The organism is Halomonas sp. LMYGS-3, from assembly GCF_059509875.1.
Window position 1 is genome coordinate 18,215 of the sequence record NZ_JCAKFQ010000009.1, and the last position, 16,505, is coordinate 34,719.

A 16,505-nucleotide genomic window follows, 5' to 3' on the forward strand; every position below is an offset into this window, starting at 1 on the left:
GATGCCGCCGGCGTGGGCTCCTGGCACCACGGGCATCGGCAGCGCTGACATCGGCAGTAATGACACGGTGACGGAATGACATGACGAAGGCTCGGCAAAACGGGCCGCTATTGTCGCATGACCGGCCCGCCATGCAAGGTCGCCGAGGGCGGTCGGCTAACGCCTGCCGGTGTCCCAGCCGAGGCTCTCTGCCCGGTGGCCGTCGAACCAGGCCAGGCGGTCGTGGAGGGCCACCACGCCGCCGACGATGATCAGCGTCGGCGGGCGCAGGACGCCTTCCAGGGAGTCCGGCATCCATCCCAGGGTGCCGCGATGGACCCGCTGGCGAGCCGTGGTGCCCTGTTCGATCAGGGCCAGGGGAGTCTCGGGCGACAGCCCGTGGGCGACCAGCTGGCGTCGGATCTCCGCCAGGCCATGCAACCCCATGTAGAAGACCAGGGTCTGGCCGGGGCTGGCCAGGGCCGGCCAGTCCAGATCCGTGGTGCCGTTCTTGAGATGCCCGGTGACGAAGCGTACCGACTGGGCGTGATCGCGATGGGTCAGCGGGATCCCGGCATAGGCGGCACAGCCCGAGGCCGCCGTGATGCCGGGCACTACCTCCACCTCGACACCCTCGGCCACCAGGGCCTCGAGCTCCTCGCCGCCGCGCCCGAAGATGAAGGGATCGCCGCCCTTAAGGCGCACCACCCGCTTGCCCGAGCGCGCCCAGTCGAGCAGCGCCTGGTTGATGCCCTCCTGGGGCAGGCTGTGCTCCGAGCGCGCCTTGCCCACATAGAGGCGGCGAGCGGCGGGATTCGCCAGCGCCAGGACTTCCTCGCTGACCAGCCGGTCGTGGAGGATCACCTCGGCCGCCTGCAGTCGCTTGAGTGCCTTGAGGGTCAACAGCTCCGGATCTCCCGGGCCCGCTCCCACCAGGCTGACCCGGCCCCGAGGCGGAGCGTCGGGAGGCAATGCGCGATCGTCGCGAGGGTCGTGGTCGGCGCTCATATGCCCTTCACTCCAGTTCCATCCAGTCACATATGCCATAAAGTAATGAATTGGGGATCATGGCGCCACCCGAAAACGCCTCTCCCCCGCAACCCCGACCTCAACCGCCCAGGGCCTTGCGCAGCCGGGGGCTCGCCAGCTCGCCGACCAGGGTCACAGCCAGCAGCACGGCCAGCAGCCAGGGCCAGTGGAGTCCGACCTCCACCCGGGCGATCCCCAGCGCATCGACGAAGATCACCAGGATGCCCAGCGGGCTCACGTAGCGCACCATGAACAGCCAGAGCGCATACCAGTGCGGCGACAGCCCCAGCTCGTCGCGGAAGGCTTCGCTCTTCAGCACGAAGCCCGCCAGCAGCACCATGCCGAGGCCGCCGAGCGGCATCATCCAGCGTGAGGTCAGGTAGTCGAGCCAGTCGAAGAAGTGGCGGCCGGCGAGCGTCCAGTCGGCACCGAGGTTGAACGACAACATCGCCAGGGTGCTCACCAGCCACAGCACGAAGCCGGTGCCCCAGGCCGCAGAGCGGCGCGAGAGGCCCTTGTTGTCGCCTAGCCAGGAGACGGTGGCCTCGACCATGGAGATCGCCGAGGTCAGCGCCGCCATGGAGAGCATCACGAAGAACAGGATACCGAACAGGGTGCCCAGCGGCATCGCCTGGAAAGCCAGCGGCAGGCTCATGAACAGCAACCCCGGGCCGCCCTCGGGGCTCATGCCGTTGGCGAAGATGATGGGGAATATGGCCAGCCCCGCCATCAGCGCCACCAGGGTGTCGGCGAGGGCCACGCTGAAGGTGGTGCGCACGATGGAGGCGCGAGCCGGCAGGTAGCTGCCGTAGGTGAGGATGGCCCCCGAGGCCAGCGACAGGGTGAAGAAGGCATGGCCCAGGGCGGCGAGCATGCCGTCGCTGGAGAGGCTGCCGGCATCGAACGAGAAGAGGAAGCGCCAGGCCTCGCCGAAGCCGCCGGAAAAGACCCCGTAGCCGATCAGGATCAGCAGCATGATCACCATGCCCGGCATCATCCAGCTCACGCTCTTCTCGATGCCGGCCTGCACCCCCTTGCCGACGATCAGCATGGTGGCCAGCGTGACCAGGGTGCTCCAGAAGCCCAGGTTGAGCGGGTTCTCGTTGTTGGCGACGAAGATCGCCACCATGTCGTCGACCCCGGAACCGGCCAGCCCGCCGGTCAGCATCTTCCACAGGTAGGCGAAGGACCAGCCGGCCACCACCACGTAGAACGACAGGATCATGAAGCCGCAGAGCATCGCCATCCAGCCGAGCAATGACCAGGCCGAGGCGCGACCCGACTCGGTGACCACCCGGCGCACCGCGTCGATCGGGCTGCCGCGGCCGCGGCGGCCGAAGGCGATCTCGGTCATCATCACCGGTATCCCCACCGTCAGGATGCAGGCGAGATAGACCAGCACGAAAGCGCCACCGCCGTGCTCACCGGTCATGTAGGGAAACTTCCAGATGTTGCCCAGCCCGACGGCGGAGCCGGTGGCCGCCAGCACGAAGCCCCAGCGGCCGAGCCACTGGGCACGAGGTTGTTGGAAACTTGTCATGTCTCACCAGGGAAGCAGAGGATATTGTTGTCACCCGACGCGACGAATGATCGGCATCGACCACCCATTATGACGGATTTTATTGTCACATGGCAGACGAGCAGGGTTTCATCCTACCCATGCGCCAAAGCTGCAAGCCCCCGCCCGGAAGGGGCGCAGGGCTATCGCAGATAGCAGCATTGCTCGGGGCTGATCCGCCGGCGCCCCTCGCTACAGTCAACTGCGATAGCCCTGCAGAGGCGGGGGCCAGGGGGGTCAGTCGTCCTTGAGGACGCCGCGGCGCATCTGATCCTCCTCGATGGATTCGAACAGCGCCTTGAAGTTGCCCTCGCCGAAGCCGTCGTTGCCCTTGCGCTGGATGATCTCGAAGAAGATCGGGCCGATCACCGTCTCGGTGAAAATCTGCAGCAGCACGCCCTCACCCTCGCCGCCATCGATCAGCAGGCTCAGCTCGCGCAGCTCCTCGACCCTCTCCCGGTGATTGGGCACCCGCCGGTCGACCTTCTCGTAGTAGGTATCCGGCGTGGAGAGGAAGGTGATGCCATTGGCGCGCAACGCCCGGACCGTGGCGTAGATGTCGTCGGTGGCCATGGCCAGGTGCTGGATGCCCTCGCCGTTGTACTCGCGCAGGAATTCGGCGATCTGGGAGCTGTCGTCGGCGGACTCGTTGATCGGGATATGCATCTTGCCGCAGGGCGCGGTCATGGCCCGGGAGTGCAGCCCCGTCTTCTTGCCCTTGATGTCGAAGTAGCGGTTCTCGCGGAAGTTGGCGATGCGGGTGTAGAAATCGGCCCAGACATCCATCTGGCCGCGGTCGACGTTGTGGGTCAGGTGGTCGAGGACCTTGAGGCCGACGCTGTGGTCGTTGGCGCCACGACCGGGAATCGGCTCGAAGTCGATGTCGTAGATGGTCCGCCCCTCGTCGTCGACCTTGGGATCGACGAAATAGAGCAGCGAGCCGCCGATGCCCTTCACCGCGGGGATACCCACCTCGCCGGGGCCGACCGGGCTCTCCACCGGCTCGGCACCGTGCGCCACGGCGTAGTCGAAGGCCTGCCGGGCATCGGCGACCTTCCACGCCATGGCGCAGGCGCAGGGGCCGTGCACCCGGGCGAACTCGGCGGCGTGGCTGCCCGGCTCGGCGTTGAGCACGAAGTTGACGCCCTCCTGCTGGAACAGGAAGACCTGCTTGGAACGATGCTGGCGTGTCTCGGTGAAGCCCAGGCGGTTGAACAGCATGCGCAGTTCCTCGATGCCTTCGGCGGTGGGCGCGCTGTATTCGACGAATTCGAAGCCGTTGGTACCGATGGGGTTGTCCTGAGTGATGGGAGCTACGGTCTTGGCAGGTGCGTTCATTGTTACCTCCAGGGGGTGCAGGCCGTTGTTGTGTCGCGCAGTCATGGCGCCGAGTTGCCGCCGGCACCCTCGCGGTGCCGAGGTGATGCCTCCAGACTAGTGCCCGCCCGCCCCTGTCGAAACGCTCCTTTACGACCTTGGCCGAGGGCAGGAGACACCCGCCCTCGCCCCTTTTGTAAGAAAAACCTTACAGCGCGGAAAAGTCCGTTGCCCCGGACTTCCAGGTGGTTCGTCAGCCTGACACTCAGTAAAGAAAACTTTACACCTCATGGCATCATGGCGCCGCTCGCCAACCGCCACGCCACCCACGCCAGAATGACACCAATCGCCAGATCGATGGCACGCCACATCTGCGGGCTCGCCAGCCGCGGGGCCAGCCAGCCGGCGGCCGCCGCCAGGCCGAAGAACCAGCCGAACGAGGCCATCGCCGAGCCGATGAAGAACCCCAGCGGGCTGGGCTGCACCGCGCCGATGGCCCCCAGCAACACCACGGTTTCGAGATAGACCTGAGGATTGAGCAGGGTCACGGCAAGCGTCGCCGCCAGGGCCGCCTGCCATGACGGTACGCTGCCGCCACCCGCCGTCATCGCCTGGCCGGCCAGGACCCGGCGCAGGGCTAGCCAGGCCTGCCAGGCGAGAAAACCGGTGCCGGCCCAGCGGGCCACCTCCATCAGTGCCTCCTGCTGGGCGATCAACACGCCGAGACCCAGCACGCCCAGCCCCACCAGCAGCCAGTCGCACAGCGCACAGATACCGGCCACCAGCCAGGCGTGCTGGCGCCTCAGTCCCTGCTGCAGCACGAAGGCGTTCTGCGCGCCGATGGCGACGATCAACCCGGCACAGATCAACAGTCCGTTGAGCCACGATAACCACATGCGACGCTTCCTCCCTGGCAGGTGAATGCCGCCCAGACTAAGCTTGACGCATTGATTAGTTAAATGAATATAGACACTAGGGGATAAGTAAATCTGATGCTCGACTACAAGCTGCTCGAGGCGCTGGTGGCAGTGATCGATCAGGGAGGCTTCGAACGCGGCGCCCGCCACCTCGGGCTGACCCAGTCGGCGGTCTCCCAGCGCATCAAGCTGCTCGAGGCACACCTGGGTCAGCCGGTGCTGGTCAGAAGCCCGCGCCTCGCTCCCACTCTGCTGGGACAGCGGCTGCTCAACCATGCCCAGCAGGTGCGCCTGCTGGAGAGCGATCTGCTGGACCAGGTGCCGGCGCTGGGCAGCGGCGAACGGCGTTTGCGCCTGGCGATCAATGCCGACAGCCTCGCCACCTGGTGGCCGGAGGCCATCGGCCGTTTCAGCGAGCGCTACCGGGTGCTGTTCGAGCTGGTGGTGGTGGACCAGGAGGTGGCGCTCAAGCGCATGCGCGACGGTGACGTGGCCGGCTGCATCTGCGACTCGCCACGGCCGGTGCAGGGGGCGCGCAGTCATGCGCTGGGCAGCATGCGCTATCGCGCCCTGGCCAGTCCCGCCTTCATGGCGCGCCATTTTCCCGACGGCGTGACCCCCGGGGCGTTGCGTCGGGCGCCGGCCATCGTCTTCGGCCCCGACGACCGGCTGCAGCACCGCTACCTGGCAATGCATGGCGTGGAGCCGCCCTTCCCCCACCACCTGTGCCCCTCGTCGGAGGGTTTCGTCGGCCTGGCGCTGGCCGGGCTCGGCTACGGCATGGTGCCCGAACGACAGGCCGAGCGGGAACTGCACGAGGGGCGCCTGCAGGAGATCGATCCCGGACCCCACCTGGCCGGCGGCAGCCTGGTCGACCTCTCTCCGGGCTACGTCATCGACGTGCCGCTCTACTGGCACCACTGGCGCCAGGGCGGCGAGGTCCTCGACGCCCTGACCGACCACCTGCTGCGCATCGTTGACGCCTGGTTGAGGCCGCTGCCGGCGACATGACCATGCATCCTGGCGATTGCTCCGCGTCATGAAACGATCCAGCGCTGGATCGTACGGATTTCCCGGTCTTTTCAGGCTGGTCTATGCTCAATGCTAATCGGACTGACCCGATGGTGCACGACACGAGCATTGCCGCCAGCCCTGCGATGACCCTAGATCCTGCTGGACCAGGAGGACTCCATGACCAGTGATCCCCGCATCGGCCCCCTAGCCTTGCCAGACACCCGCGCCCGGCGTGTCGTCGAGAAACTGCTCGACGGCTCGGGCGTCACCCTCAACGGCGATGCCCCTCACGACCTGCGCATCTTTCACCCCGACTTCTTTTCCCGCGTGCTCCACCAGGGCACGCTCGGCCTGGGAGAGGCCTACATGGACGGCTGGTGGGAGTGCGACAGGATCGACGAGCTGGCCTATCGGTTGCTGCGCCACGGCCTCGGCGAGCGCGCGCGCACCCCCTCCGAACGGCTGATGTATCGCCTGCAGTCGGGCTTCTTCAACCTGCAGAGCAAGGCCCGCGCCTATATCGTCGCGGAGGCCCACTACGACCTGGGCAACGACCTGTTCGAGCGCATGCTGGACCCCACCATGTGCTACTCCTGCGGCTACTGGAAGGACGCGGCCACCCTGCACCATGCCCAGCTCGCCAAGCTCGATCTCGCCTGTCGCAAGCTCGAGCTCGCCCCGGGCATGCGGGTGCTCGATATCGGCTGCGGCTGGGGCAGCTTCGCCGAGCATGCCGCCCGCCACCATGGGGTCGAGGTCACCGGCATCACCATCTCCCGCGAGCAGGCGGAACTGGCCCGCCAGCGCTGCGCCGGCCTGCCGGTGGAGATCCTGCTGCAGGACTACCGCGAGTTGGAGGGCCACTACGACCGCATCGTCTCGATCGGCATGTTCGAGCATGTGGGGCATCGCAACTACGAGACCTACTTCCAGACCGTCGAGCGGTTGCTGGCCGAGGACGGCCTCTTCCTGCTCCACACCATCGGCTCCAACCGCTCCGTGGTGAGCGCCGATCCCTGGTTCAACCGCTACATCTTCCCCAACGGGGTGCTTCCCTCGGCCATGCATATCGCCAAGGCCAGTGAACCGGCGCACCTGATGATGGAGGACTGGCAGAACTTCGGCCCGGACTACGACCACACCCTGATGGCGTGGCTCGCGAACTTCGACACCCGCTGGCACGAGATCGCCCACCACTACAACGAGCGCACCCGGCGCATGTTCCGCTACTACCTCTCGGTGTGCGCCGGCGCCTTCCGGGCGCGCCATATGCAGCTGTGGCAGGTGGTCTTCTCCCGGGGACGCCCGGGACGCTACGACGCGCCGCGCTGAGTCCGGGGAACATGCGCCATCGGCGCAAGTTCCGGCTTACCCTAGGGCCTCTCGGTGTGCGCCGGCGTCTTCCGGGCGCGCCATATGCAGCTGTGGCAGGTGGTCTTCTCCCGGGGACGCCCGGGACGCTACGACGCGCCGCGCTAGCGATCTGCGGCGTGGCGCGATGCGCTACTTCCGGAGCCTCCCGGGCGGTATGATGTACCGCGGTGAGTGACGCAGGCCTCGGTCATGCCCATCCCGGGTTGTCGGCAATCTCCTACAACCGTGGCAGGATGCGACGTCCCCCGGCTCGGCGTATCATCTAACGCTTGATTAGAGGCGCCCAGCGCCCGAGAGCAGAACACCACCTGTACGCAGCAGGACTACAAGGACACCCGCATGCCCTCCAGAGACGTCATGCCGGGTGGGGGAAAGACGAACCTTGCAACCATCACCGAGCTGACCGAGCAGTTGCCCGGTGTGATCTTCCAGTTGCAACGTGCGCCGGACGGCCACATGCATTTCCCCTATCTGGCCGGCAGCGGTACCCGCTTGACCGGCATCGATCGTCGCCAGCTGGCCAAGGACGCCAGACCGGCGCTGGCCCGACTCGACGACGCCGACTATCCGCGGTTGATGGCCGCCATCGAGCGTTCGGCGCGCTGGATGACCCCCATCACCACCAAGTTTCGCCTGCGACTGGCGGGTAGTCGGCACAGCTGGATCGCCGTGCGGGCCCAGCCGCGGCGAGTCGACGATACCGTGCTCTGGCACGGCATGATGCTCGATATCTCCGAGCAGGTCGCCGAGGAGGCGCGCCTGCGTCGCCTCTCCGATACCGACGACCTCACCGGCCTCGCCAATCGCCGCAAGCTGATCGATCGGCTCGACGAGGAGATCTCCCTGAGCAATCGTCACGCCACGCCGCTGTCGCTGATGATGCTCGACCTGGATCACTTCAAGTCGATCAACGACACCTGGGGGCACCTGAAGGGAGACCAGGTATTGTGCACCCTGGCCGAGCTATGCCGCGAGACGCTACGCGAGGAGGACCTGGTGGCCCGCCTGGGCGGCGAGGAGTTCGCCCTGCTGCTGCCCCTGACGGCCCTCAGCAGCTGCAAGGCCCTGGCCCAGCGCCTGTGCGAGCGCATCGCGGCGCATGACTTCGGCCTCGACACGGGCAGCGTCACCGTCAGCATCGGTATCGCCGAACACCGCATCGGCGAGGCACGCGATCCCCTGATCGCCCGCGCCGACCGGAACCTCTATGCCGCCAAACACGCCGGACGCAACCGGGTGATGGCCGACTCCTGACCCGGCACGCCTCGTGCCTCGGCCGGGGATCCCTATCGCCTCGACCGGGGATTCCTATCCGAGATAGGCCAGGAACCAGCGGGCGGCACGTGCCTCGACCATCTCGAGGGTGCCGGGCTCCTCGAACAGATGGGTGGCGCCGGGCACGATCAGCAGCTCGCAGGGCGCCGTCATGCGCGCCATGGCGGCCTCGTTCAGCGCGATCACCTGGGTGTCGCGCCCACCGACCAGCAGCAGGGTCGGCGCCTTGACCCGCGGCAGATGATCGCCGGCGAGATCGGGTCGCCCGCCCCGGGAGACCACCGCACTCACCCGGGCGGGGCGCTCGGCGGCGGCGATCAGCGCCGCGGCGGCGCCGGTGCTGGCACCGAACAGGCCGATCGCGAGCCCCCGGGTCTCCGGCGCCTCGGCCACCCAATCCACGGCCCCGCTCATGCGGGAGCCGATCAGGGTGATGTCGAAGCGCAGGGCCCGGGTGCGCTCGTCGATCAGGCTCTCCTCCGGTGTCAGCAGGTCGAACAGCAGGGTGGCGAGCCCCTCCTCGGCCAGGTGACGTGCCACCTGGCGGTTGCGCACGCTGAAGCGGCTGCTGCCGCTGCCGTGGGCGAAGACCACGATGCCCACCGGCTCCGCGGGTAGCAGGAGGTCCCCCTCCAGGGTTACACCCGCCGTCTCGATCTCCAGTGACTGCTGGGTATAGGACATGGCCAGCCCTCCCGGAATACCGCCGGAACAGATGGCGGTTATACCGGAAGTGTAGCGGCCGTCGCCTGTTCCTACGTCACCGGCTCGGTGACATGGATGCCGAACAGGCTCGCCTCGCCCTGGCTGCGGCCCAGCGTCTCCGGTGGCGTGATGCGACCGTCGCGTACCATCACGTGGCCGCTCTGTCCCTGCACCCCGCCGATCACGCTGCCCACCAGGTAGGTGGGGAAGATCTCGGGGTCGTTCTCGTAGTTGGGGTTGTGGATCAGGCCGATCATCTGGAAGCGGCCGCGGGTGTTGCGCAGCGACTCCAGCGAGTCCTGGATCAGGCGGCGATGCGAGAGCTTGGAGAACAGCCCGTCGAGCAGGATCACGCTCTCGCGGCTGGTACGCGCGCGGCGGCGGTGGTGCCCGGGCAGTTCGCGCAGCTCGCGCTCGATGGCGAACTCGGAGAGCTTGACCAGCCACATCAGCGACACCGCCTCGCGCTGGCCCTCCGACATCTCCTCGTTGAGCGAGAACAGCCGCCCGTGGGGGCGAATGGCGTCGTGCTTGAGGCGGATCGCCACGTCGTGGAACAGGCCGCGGTAGATACGCCGGCGAATCTGACGCAGCAGGTCGTCGTCGCGTCGGCGCGCCTCGCCGTCGACCATGCCGCCGTCGCGCTCGGCGCGGCGACGCATGGCCGCCTGGTGCTCGTCGATGTCGGCCAGCAGCGTGGCGATCAGCTCGCGCAGCTGGTCGGGGCCGATCAGCGAGGCCTTGACTTCGAAGAAGGCACCGCCCTCGCCGCTGCTCCTGGCCACGCGCTTGAGGATGTCGAGGTTGCCGGCGGCGTCCGAGATGATCGAGCTGAGCCGCTCGACCAGGGTGCCCTCGATCTGCTCGCGGGAGGCGTGCAGCCGCTCGACCCGCACCCGATGGTCGTCGAGCTGGCCGGCGAGCTGGTCGTGCAGGCGGGAGAGGTCGTCCAGCGCCTCGGCGCTGGCCTGGGTCGAGCCGGAATGACTCAGCCCGGCCAGGCGGGCGCGCTCGGTGTCGCTGAACAGCCGGCTGTGGGCCGCCTCGGCGAGTGCCTCGGCCAGCTTGCGTTCGCCGGCCTCGACCTGCCTGGCCTGGCGTTCGCGGTTGCGCGCCCGCTCACCGAGGTTGAGCTCGCCCAGGGCATCGGCCAGGGTCTGCTGGCATGCCTCCAGCGCCTCGATGTCGAGCTCGCTCTGTTCGCTCTTCTCCCCGGCCATGGCACGCCAGGCCTCGAGGGCGGCGTTGCGTGCCTGGTGCTCGGTATCGTTGCTGGGCCAGCGGCTGGCCTCGTCGAGATCGACCCGCGCCGCCAGGCGCCGCGGCCAGCCCTCGGGCAGCTCGCGCAGCACCCGCAACCACTCCACCGCCAGTTGGTCGACGCAGGCCAGGGCACGGCGCTGCTCGGCCAGGCGCGTCTCCAGCGTGTCGCGCTCCGCCGAGCGCGTCTTGCGCTTGTCGCGCAGTTCGCCGAGCTCGCGCTTGACCCGGGCGATCTCGCGCTCGAGCTTCTGGCCGCCGCCGCCGGCGTCGCGCACTTCCAGATAGGCGCGGATGCGGGTGAAATCGAAGTCGGCGCGCCGGGTCGCCCGAGCCTGCGTCGCCTCCAGCTCGGCCTGCACCTCGGCGGCACTGGCCATGAAGGCGACGCCACCGTCGGCCTCGAAACTCGCCAGGGCGCGCAGGCGGTCGCGCTCGCCGTCGGCGAAGATGCCGCGCAACCGGGCCTCGGTTTCGGCCACACTACGCGCCAGCGCCTCCTTCTCCTCCTCGGCGCTGGCGAGCCTGGCAGCGGCCTCGGCCAGGTGACGCTCGAGTTCGGCGAGGCGCTGTTCCAGCGCCTGCAGCCGCTCGACGCCGCCGGCATCACTGAACTGCTCGGCGGCGAGCCAGGTCGCTCCGTGCGCTTCCAGCTCACGGGTGGCCCGCTCGCGCGCAGGCACGAGTTCGGCCAGCGCCGTCTCGGCCTCGAGGCGCGCCTCGGTGGCCTCCTGCCGGGCGAACTCGCCGCCCTCCTGCAGGTAGCGCTGATAGTCGTCGATGCAGGTGAGCGCGGCGTCGGTGAGCCGTGGGGCCAGCTCGGCCTCGCGCTCGGCCAGCGCCGCCTGCTGTTCGGCCAGCGCCTCCAGCGCCACCTCGACCTGCGCCTCGTCGGCCTCGCGGGCACGCAGCGCCAGAGCAAACGACTCCCCATGGGGGTCGAGCCGCGCACACTCCGCCGCCAGCGCCTTGCGCCGCTCGCGGTCGGCCGCCTGCCGCTTCTCGGTGCTCTCGCGCAGCGCCTCCAGGAAGCGGGGATCCAGCGCGGCCTTCACCGCCAGGGTCTCGATGCCCTGCACCGCGCCCAGCGGCGACTCGCCCCGGGCCAGCAAACCAGCAAGCGCCTCGGCCTCGAACACGGGCACCGCCAGGCCTGCCTCGATCAGCGTGGCGGCGGCCGACTCGGCCGCCGCGGGGCCCGTCACCACCGGGGCGAACAGCACGCCGGCGGCCTGCACCAGCCACTCCCGGCGCTGCTCCTGGGCAACGTCATCGCCGTTGAGCACGGCATGCAACGGCTGCCAGGCGATACCGCTATCGTCCAGATGACGGTGCGCCTCGGCCTCGGCCACGCGCCGTTCCAGCGGGTCGCCAGCGAGGCTCGCCAGGTAGCGTTCGCGGGCGGCGATATCGGCCTCCAGCGTCTCCGCTTCTCGCAACAACCGCGGGTAGCGGCGCCGGGCGTCGGTGAGCCACTTCTCGGGAGCGAGCTCGTTACGCTCGGCGAAGTCGAGCCGCGCCCGGTGCAGCGTGCGCAGGCGACTCTCTTCGTCCGTCAACCGCTGACGCTCGTCGGCCAGTTCGCGCTCACGCTCACGCAGCCGCGCACGCAGGTGCACCGGCTCGTCGTCGCCGTGCAGCTCGCCATAGCGGCGCGCCGCTTCGGCCAGCGGCGCCAGCCGCGCCAGGGTGCGTTCCGCCTCCTGGCGGCGCTGCTCGGCCTCGCGGCAATGGGTTTCCCGTTCGGCGAGCGCCGTCTTGCGCCGCGACCAGAAGCCGCCGACCTCCTCGCCCGGCCAGCCTTCGACGAAGGCACGCCAGGGCGCCTGACCGCGGGCCAGCAGGCCCTGTTCACCGGACAGTCGCTCGCGCTCGCCGTTGAGCCGCTCGCGCTCTGCACGAGCGGTCTCGAAGGCGGCGCCGACCTCGCTGCGGCGACGGGTCAGCGCGTCGAGCGCCGCGGCCAACTCGGCCTCACGCTCGAGCTTCTCCTCCAGCCGCTCGGCCGGCGCGGTGTCGGGGCACTCGCGGCGAAAGGCATCATGCCAGGCGGCGACCTGTTTCAGCTCGCCGACGCGGCCCAGGTGCGCGTTGAGCGCGCTACGCGCGCTTGTCGCCTCGGCCCGGGTCGCCTCGGCGCTGGCCTCGGGGGTTTCCAGCTCGGCTTCGCTGAACAGCCCTTCGGCGAGGGCCTGGGTATAGAAACTCTGGTTGTCGACGAAATCGCGCTGCTGGGATTCGAGCCGCTCGCGCTCCTGCTCCATGGCGTCGCGGCGCTCGTCGAGGGCCGTCAGGTCGCGGGTCAGCTCCTCGAGGTAGATGCCGTCGCCGATCACATCCTCGCGGAAGCGGTTGCCGTCGGCCGCCTCGAAGGCGTCGGCACCCTCGTCCAGCGCGGCGAGGGCCTGATGGCGAGCCGCATCGTCGGCAAAGGCCAGGCTCTCGCCCAGCCACTCACGGGCGGCCTGGAAGCTGACGTGCCCCACGTCGCGACTCGCCGGCCATTCGGCCTCGGGCGGGTGGATCAGGCGCCGGTGCACGTCGACCCGGGCGCCGCGCTCGGAGAGCGCCTGGCGCACGGCGCGTTCGGACATGCCGCTGAGACGCGCCAGCAGCCAGGTGGAGACGCGCGGGCGGCCGGTGTCGCCGGCGGCCCAGGCGAAGCCCGCACCCGCAGCAGCGCCGCTCGCTTCGGGCTCATCCTCCGCGCTGGCAGGCGGCAGCCCGGGCAGGGCCAGCAGCGCCTGGCCGCCCAGCAGGGCTTCGCTGGCCGCCAGGCCCTGGTCGAGTTCCTCCAGGCGGACGCGGGCGTCGCGCAGCGCTTCGCCCTGCTCGCGCAGCTCGGCCAGCCGCACCACCTTGTCGCTGGCGCGGCGCTGGTCGCTCTCGGCCTCCTCCAGGCGATGGCGCAGCTCGGTGATGTTGGTGCCGGAGTTGAGGATCACCTCCTCGATCAGTTCCTCGCTCTCGTCGGTCTCGCCGCGGGTGGCGCCGGAGAGGATCTCGGGCGCCAGCACCTCGAAGAAGAACGCCTGGTCGGCCTTCTCGCCGGCGCGGGGCTTGATGGCGTTGAAGATCTGGCTCTTGTCGGCGCCGCCCTCCTTCTGGAAGGCGGCGAGCTGGGCCAGCTCGCGGCGCGACACATGGGCGCCCACCGCCTCCAGCCACTCCTCGCGGTTATGGGTCAGGCGTACGCCACGCTCGGCCATGACGGCCTTGACGTCGCGGTTGGCGTAGAGCGCCAGCTTGCCGTCGAGGGTGAGGTGATGCACCGGCACGTCCTCGAGGCGCCCGGCGTAGTGGTAGAAGGAGAGCCCGCTGCCATCGCTGTAGCCGTAGAAGCCGAACACGAAGGTCTCGCCGGCGACCTCTTCGCCGGCGACGGCGAGCATGTCGTCCTGGCGCTCGAGCCCGCTGCGCGAGCGGAACTCCACCCGCAGGTGGCTCCAGCTGCGCCCTTCCCCGCTCACCGACGAGGGCGAGCACTTGCGCCGCGTGCGCGAGAGCAGGGTGCGGTCACGCGACAGCAGGCCGATCAGCGCCTCGGCCAGCGTGGTCTTGCCGAAGCCGTTCTCCATGCTGATGGCGCTCGACTGGCCACGCAGGTCGAGCAGCAGGTGGCGCATCTTGGCGTCCCAGGGCGAGGCCACGTCGCCGTGCTTGTTGAGCAGGTTGGCGACCTCGATGCGGTGGATCACGCTCATGCCTGGGTCTCCTCGTGCTCGTCGATGGGCGCTTCATCTTTCTCTTCCGCATGCCCGCTCGCCACACGCCCCTGAGCCAGGGCCCGGAGGTGGCCGAGCTGATGGATGCCGACCTGTTCGCTCTCCAGCGCCCCGAGCAGGGTCTGCTGCCAGACCTCACCGCCACCCTCCTCGGTGGCGGTGCCAACGTCGGCGTCACGCAGGCCTTCGAGCAGCCCAGCGCGCACCTGCAGGTCGATGAAGGCGCGTACTCGGCGACTGATGTCCTCGCCGCGTTCCTCGAGGAGCATACGGCTGGCCTCCGGCGCCTCCTCGCCCAGGGCGCGCAGCGACTCGAGCTGGTCACGCATCAGCTCGACCAGTTCGGAACCGGCGAAGGTGGCCTCCTGGTAACGGCTGACGTCGGAGAGCGCGCGGTTGTAGCGGGTGTAGAGCAGCGTGTGCATCAACAGCCACAGTTGCAGGTACCACTGGGCCAACTCGGCGCGGCTCTCCTGGCGCAGCTTGAGCGCCTCGAACACCGGCTCGCGGGTGTAGAGCGGCGGCTGCTCCAGCTCCGGGTCGGGCAGCAGCGCGTAGTAGCGCGACCCCGGCGCGATGCCGGGGTAGTCGCCGGCCTCGAAGGCCTTGAGCCGCAGGCCCTGGCCGCCCAGAAAATCGCGCAGCGCCTCGCGCTCGGCCTCGCTGGCGTCGTCGATCAGCGCACAGACGTCACGCTCGGAGAGCTGCCCCTCGCGGGCGGCACGGCGCTTGCGGCCGCCGCCCGGGGTGCGTTCGGCGCTGCGGTAGCGCAGCAGGTAGGCGACCACCTCGCCCATCTCGGTCATGTTCATACGGGCTCGTCCTGATCGATTCGCGATGATGTAGCGTTATTGGGGGCGTCGGGCGCCTGGGGAAGCGGCGCGGCGGCGGGCGCCTTGGAGAGCGGCGCGGCCTGGGGCTTCATAGGGAGCGCGGCCTGTAAAAAGAACCCGAGGGACGGGGTCACGGCCCCCTCGATACGGCGGCCGTCGTCGAGCTCGAGCTCGAACGGCGTGGCGTCGATGCCCACCGTCAGCCCCGGGTCGAGCAGCTCTGTGTCGACGAAGGTGTTGATCAGTTGCGCCAGGCAGTCGCCCTCCTCGAAGCGGTGCCAGCCTTCGGCCAGCGACTCGGGCAGCGACAGTGGCGCCTGCTGAATACGCTTCCGCAGTGCCGGGCCTCGGGCCTCGAGGAAGCGCGCCAGCAGCGGATCCTCGGGGGCCGCGTCGCCGGCCTCGTCGAATACCAGCGCCGAGGTGCTGGTTTCGGCACGGCGGCTTTCGAGCAGCGGCACCAGCGGCACCAGGCGCGGGAACGTCGCCTGTACGTGCAGCGGCATCATGCGCCCCACCACGGCATCGCGCAGCGCGGATGCCGGCGGCGCCTCGAGCAACTGGCGCGCCAGGTCCTGGAAATCGATCACGCCCATCGCCTGGATGCGCCCCTCGGCGATGTCGGCGAGCAGCTCCGAGAGCCGCCGCGAGAGGTTCTCGATGGCGTTGAGCACCCGCCCGATGGCGCCGGAGAGCACGCGCAGGTCCCAGTCGTCGGGCTGCGCCTCGCGCCAACTCTCGAAGCGCTCCATCAGCCGCGGCGTGGCGAGCTGGGCGCGGGCGTCGAGCAGCGTCTGCTGAATGTTGGTCAGCGCGTTGTGGTAGTGGCGTTCGTTGTCGAGCAGCGCGGCCAGCTTGCCCTCGCGGGAGGGGTTCTCGCGCACCCGGCGCAACTCCTGGGTCAGGGCGCGGATCGCCAGCAGGATCTGGTTGGTGATGTCGGGGATGCGGGCGAAATCGCCCCGGGCCAGCGCCGCCAGCACCTTGGCGGCGTCGTACTCGGAATAGAGCAAATCCTCGACCTGGCCGGCCAGGGTCACCGCCTGGCGGCCGCTCGAGGTGAGGCGCACCTGGCCGGTCTGGCCCTGCTTCTCGATCAGGGCGGTGCGCTTGGTGCTGCGCCGGGCGCGGCTCTCCCCTATCTCGCTCGCATCCGCGCTCGGAGACGCTTGACGGGCGTCCGGGTCCGGGGACGCCTGACGAAAGTTGAGCTCGCTGGGCGTCGACAACAGGTTGATGACGAAGCTCAGGTCGTCGTGCGGCAGCTGCGGATAAATCTCGCGCAGATGGTTGAGGCAGCGGGTCGGCGAGACGAAGGCACTGTTGGTGGCGAAATCCTCGTCGAGCAGGTAGTCGAGCAGCAAGCAGCCGAGGTCGAGCCAGTAGCCGTCTCGCAGGCCGCGACGCTGTTCCTGGCTCACCTGCACGAAGGGCGAGCCCGGCTCGTGGCCGCTGTCGTGCAGGTCGATCAGCCGCGTGGTAGTGACCAGCAGTTTGCTCCAGGCGGTCATGGGTCTTC

At 69.1% G+C, this 16,505-nt stretch carries 11 protein-coding genes; 3 read left to right on the forward strand and 8 right to left on the reverse strand.

Going from position 1 to position 16,505, the window contains the following annotated elements:
- Positions 1–156: 156 nt before the first annotated feature.
- The 4 genes from cobA to AC5W54_RS10430 form a co-directional block, all read right to left on the reverse strand.
- Positions 157–987, reverse strand: a complete 831-nt coding sequence (cobA, locus tag AC5W54_RS10415) for a uroporphyrinogen-III C-methyltransferase (protein WP_495962014.1) — start codon at positions 985–987, stop codon at positions 157–159.
- A 100-nt stretch (positions 988–1,087) separates the two neighbouring features.
- Positions 1,088–2,548 (reverse strand): sodium-dependent transporter, encoded by a 1,461-nt coding sequence (locus AC5W54_RS10420; RefSeq protein ID WP_495962015.1) that lies wholly within the window; start codon positions 2,546–2,548, stop codon positions 1,088–1,090.
- A gap of 255 nt (positions 2,549–2,803) precedes the next feature.
- The gene (hppD, locus tag AC5W54_RS10425) at positions 2,804–3,904 is read right to left on the reverse strand and encodes a 4-hydroxyphenylpyruvate dioxygenase (RefSeq protein ID WP_495962016.1); all 1,101 of its coding nucleotides are present in this window, start codon (positions 3,902–3,904) and stop codon (positions 2,804–2,806) included.
- Between the two features lie 266 nt (positions 3,905–4,170).
- Entirely contained in the window at positions 4,171–4,779 is a 609-nt protein-coding gene (locus AC5W54_RS10430) for a LysE/ArgO family amino acid transporter (protein WP_495962017.1), read from the reverse strand.
- Positions 4,780–4,875: 96 nt separating this feature from the next.
- Here AC5W54_RS10430 and AC5W54_RS10435 point away from each other — a divergent pair, with 96 nt between their 5' ends.
- The 3 genes from AC5W54_RS10435 (at position 4,876) to AC5W54_RS10445 (ending at position 8,442) form a co-directional block, all read left to right on the forward strand.
- Positions 4,876–5,811 carry a LysR family transcriptional regulator ArgP gene (locus AC5W54_RS10435; protein ID WP_495962018.1) on the forward strand — a complete coding sequence of 312 codons (936 nt, stop codon included), beginning with the start codon at positions 4,876–4,878 and terminating at the stop codon, positions 5,809–5,811.
- A 180-nt stretch (positions 5,812–5,991) separates the two neighbouring features.
- Positions 5,992–7,146 carry a cyclopropane fatty acyl phospholipid synthase gene (cfa, locus tag AC5W54_RS10440; protein ID WP_495962019.1) on the forward strand — a complete coding sequence of 385 codons (1,155 nt, stop codon included), beginning with the start codon at positions 5,992–5,994 and terminating at the stop codon, positions 7,144–7,146.
- A gap of 381 nt (positions 7,147–7,527) precedes the next feature.
- Complete coding sequence (locus AC5W54_RS10445) at positions 7,528–8,442, forward strand: GGDEF domain-containing protein (RefSeq protein WP_495962020.1); 915 nt, start codon at positions 7,528–7,530, stop codon at positions 8,440–8,442.
- A gap of 54 nt (positions 8,443–8,496) precedes the next feature.
- On the opposite strand, the gene AC5W54_RS10450 is transcribed toward AC5W54_RS10445, so the two are convergent.
- The 4 genes from AC5W54_RS10450 to AC5W54_RS10465 all read right to left on the reverse strand — a co-directional run bounded on the left by AC5W54_RS10450 (position 8,497) and on the right by AC5W54_RS10465 (position 16,497).
- A complete protein-coding gene (locus AC5W54_RS10450) occupies positions 8,497–9,147 on the reverse strand; it encodes a dienelactone hydrolase family protein (RefSeq protein WP_495962021.1) in 651 nt (216 codons plus the stop codon).
- 71 nt (positions 9,148–9,218) lie between these two features.
- Positions 9,219–14,132, reverse strand: coding sequence for a coiled-coil domain-containing protein (locus tag AC5W54_RS10455; protein WP_495962022.1), 4,914 nt, complete (start codon positions 14,130–14,132; stop codon positions 9,219–9,221).
- Complete coding sequence (locus AC5W54_RS10460) at positions 14,129–14,965, reverse strand: hypothetical protein (protein WP_495962023.1); 837 nt, start codon at positions 14,963–14,965, stop codon at positions 14,129–14,131. Before AC5W54_RS10460 ends, AC5W54_RS10455 begins: the two co-directional genes overlap by 4 nt.
- Positions 14,962–16,497 (reverse strand): hypothetical protein, encoded by a 1,536-nt coding sequence (locus AC5W54_RS10465; protein ID WP_495962024.1) that lies wholly within the window; start codon positions 16,495–16,497, stop codon positions 14,962–14,964. The genes AC5W54_RS10460 and AC5W54_RS10465 overlap by 4 nt, the downstream gene beginning before the upstream one ends.
- Between the last annotated feature and the right edge of the window lie 8 nt (positions 16,498–16,505).

What these genes read in the sequence shown, in the direction of transcription:
- AC5W54_RS10450 (WP_495962021.1), bottom strand. Translation starts at nt 9,147, where the DNA reads ATGTCCTATACCCAGCAGTCACTGGAGATCGAGACGGCGGGTGTAACC.
- cobA (WP_495962014.1), bottom strand. Translation starts at nt 987, where the DNA reads ATGAGCGCCGACCACGACCCTCGCGACGATCGCGCATTGCCTCCCGAC.
- hppD (WP_495962016.1), bottom strand. Translation starts at nt 3,904, where the DNA reads ATGAACGCACCTGCCAAGACCGTAGCTCCCATCACTCAGGACAACCCC.
- AC5W54_RS10420 (WP_495962015.1), bottom strand. Translation starts at nt 2,548, where the DNA reads ATGACAAGTTTCCAACAACCTCGTGCCCAGTGGCTCGGCCGCTGGGGC.
- AC5W54_RS10455 (WP_495962022.1), bottom strand. Translation starts at nt 14,132, where the DNA reads ATGAGCGTGATCCACCGCATCGAGGTCGCCAACCTGCTCAACAAGCAC.
- AC5W54_RS10430 (WP_495962017.1), bottom strand. Translation starts at nt 4,779, where the DNA reads ATGTGGTTATCGTGGCTCAACGGACTGTTGATCTGTGCCGGGTTGATC.
- cfa (WP_495962019.1), top strand. Translation starts at nt 5,992, where the DNA reads ATGACCAGTGATCCCCGCATCGGCCCCCTAGCCTTGCCAGACACCCGC.
- AC5W54_RS10445 (WP_495962020.1), top strand. Translation starts at nt 7,528, where the DNA reads ATGCCCTCCAGAGACGTCATGCCGGGTGGGGGAAAGACGAACCTTGCA.
- AC5W54_RS10435 (WP_495962018.1), top strand. Translation starts at nt 4,876, where the DNA reads ATGCTCGACTACAAGCTGCTCGAGGCGCTGGTGGCAGTGATCGATCAG.
- AC5W54_RS10460 (WP_495962023.1), bottom strand. Translation starts at nt 14,965, where the DNA reads ATGAACATGACCGAGATGGGCGAGGTGGTCGCCTACCTGCTGCGCTAC.
- AC5W54_RS10465 (WP_495962024.1), bottom strand. Translation starts at nt 16,497, where the DNA reads ATGACCGCCTGGAGCAAACTGCTGGTCACTACCACGCGGCTGATCGAC.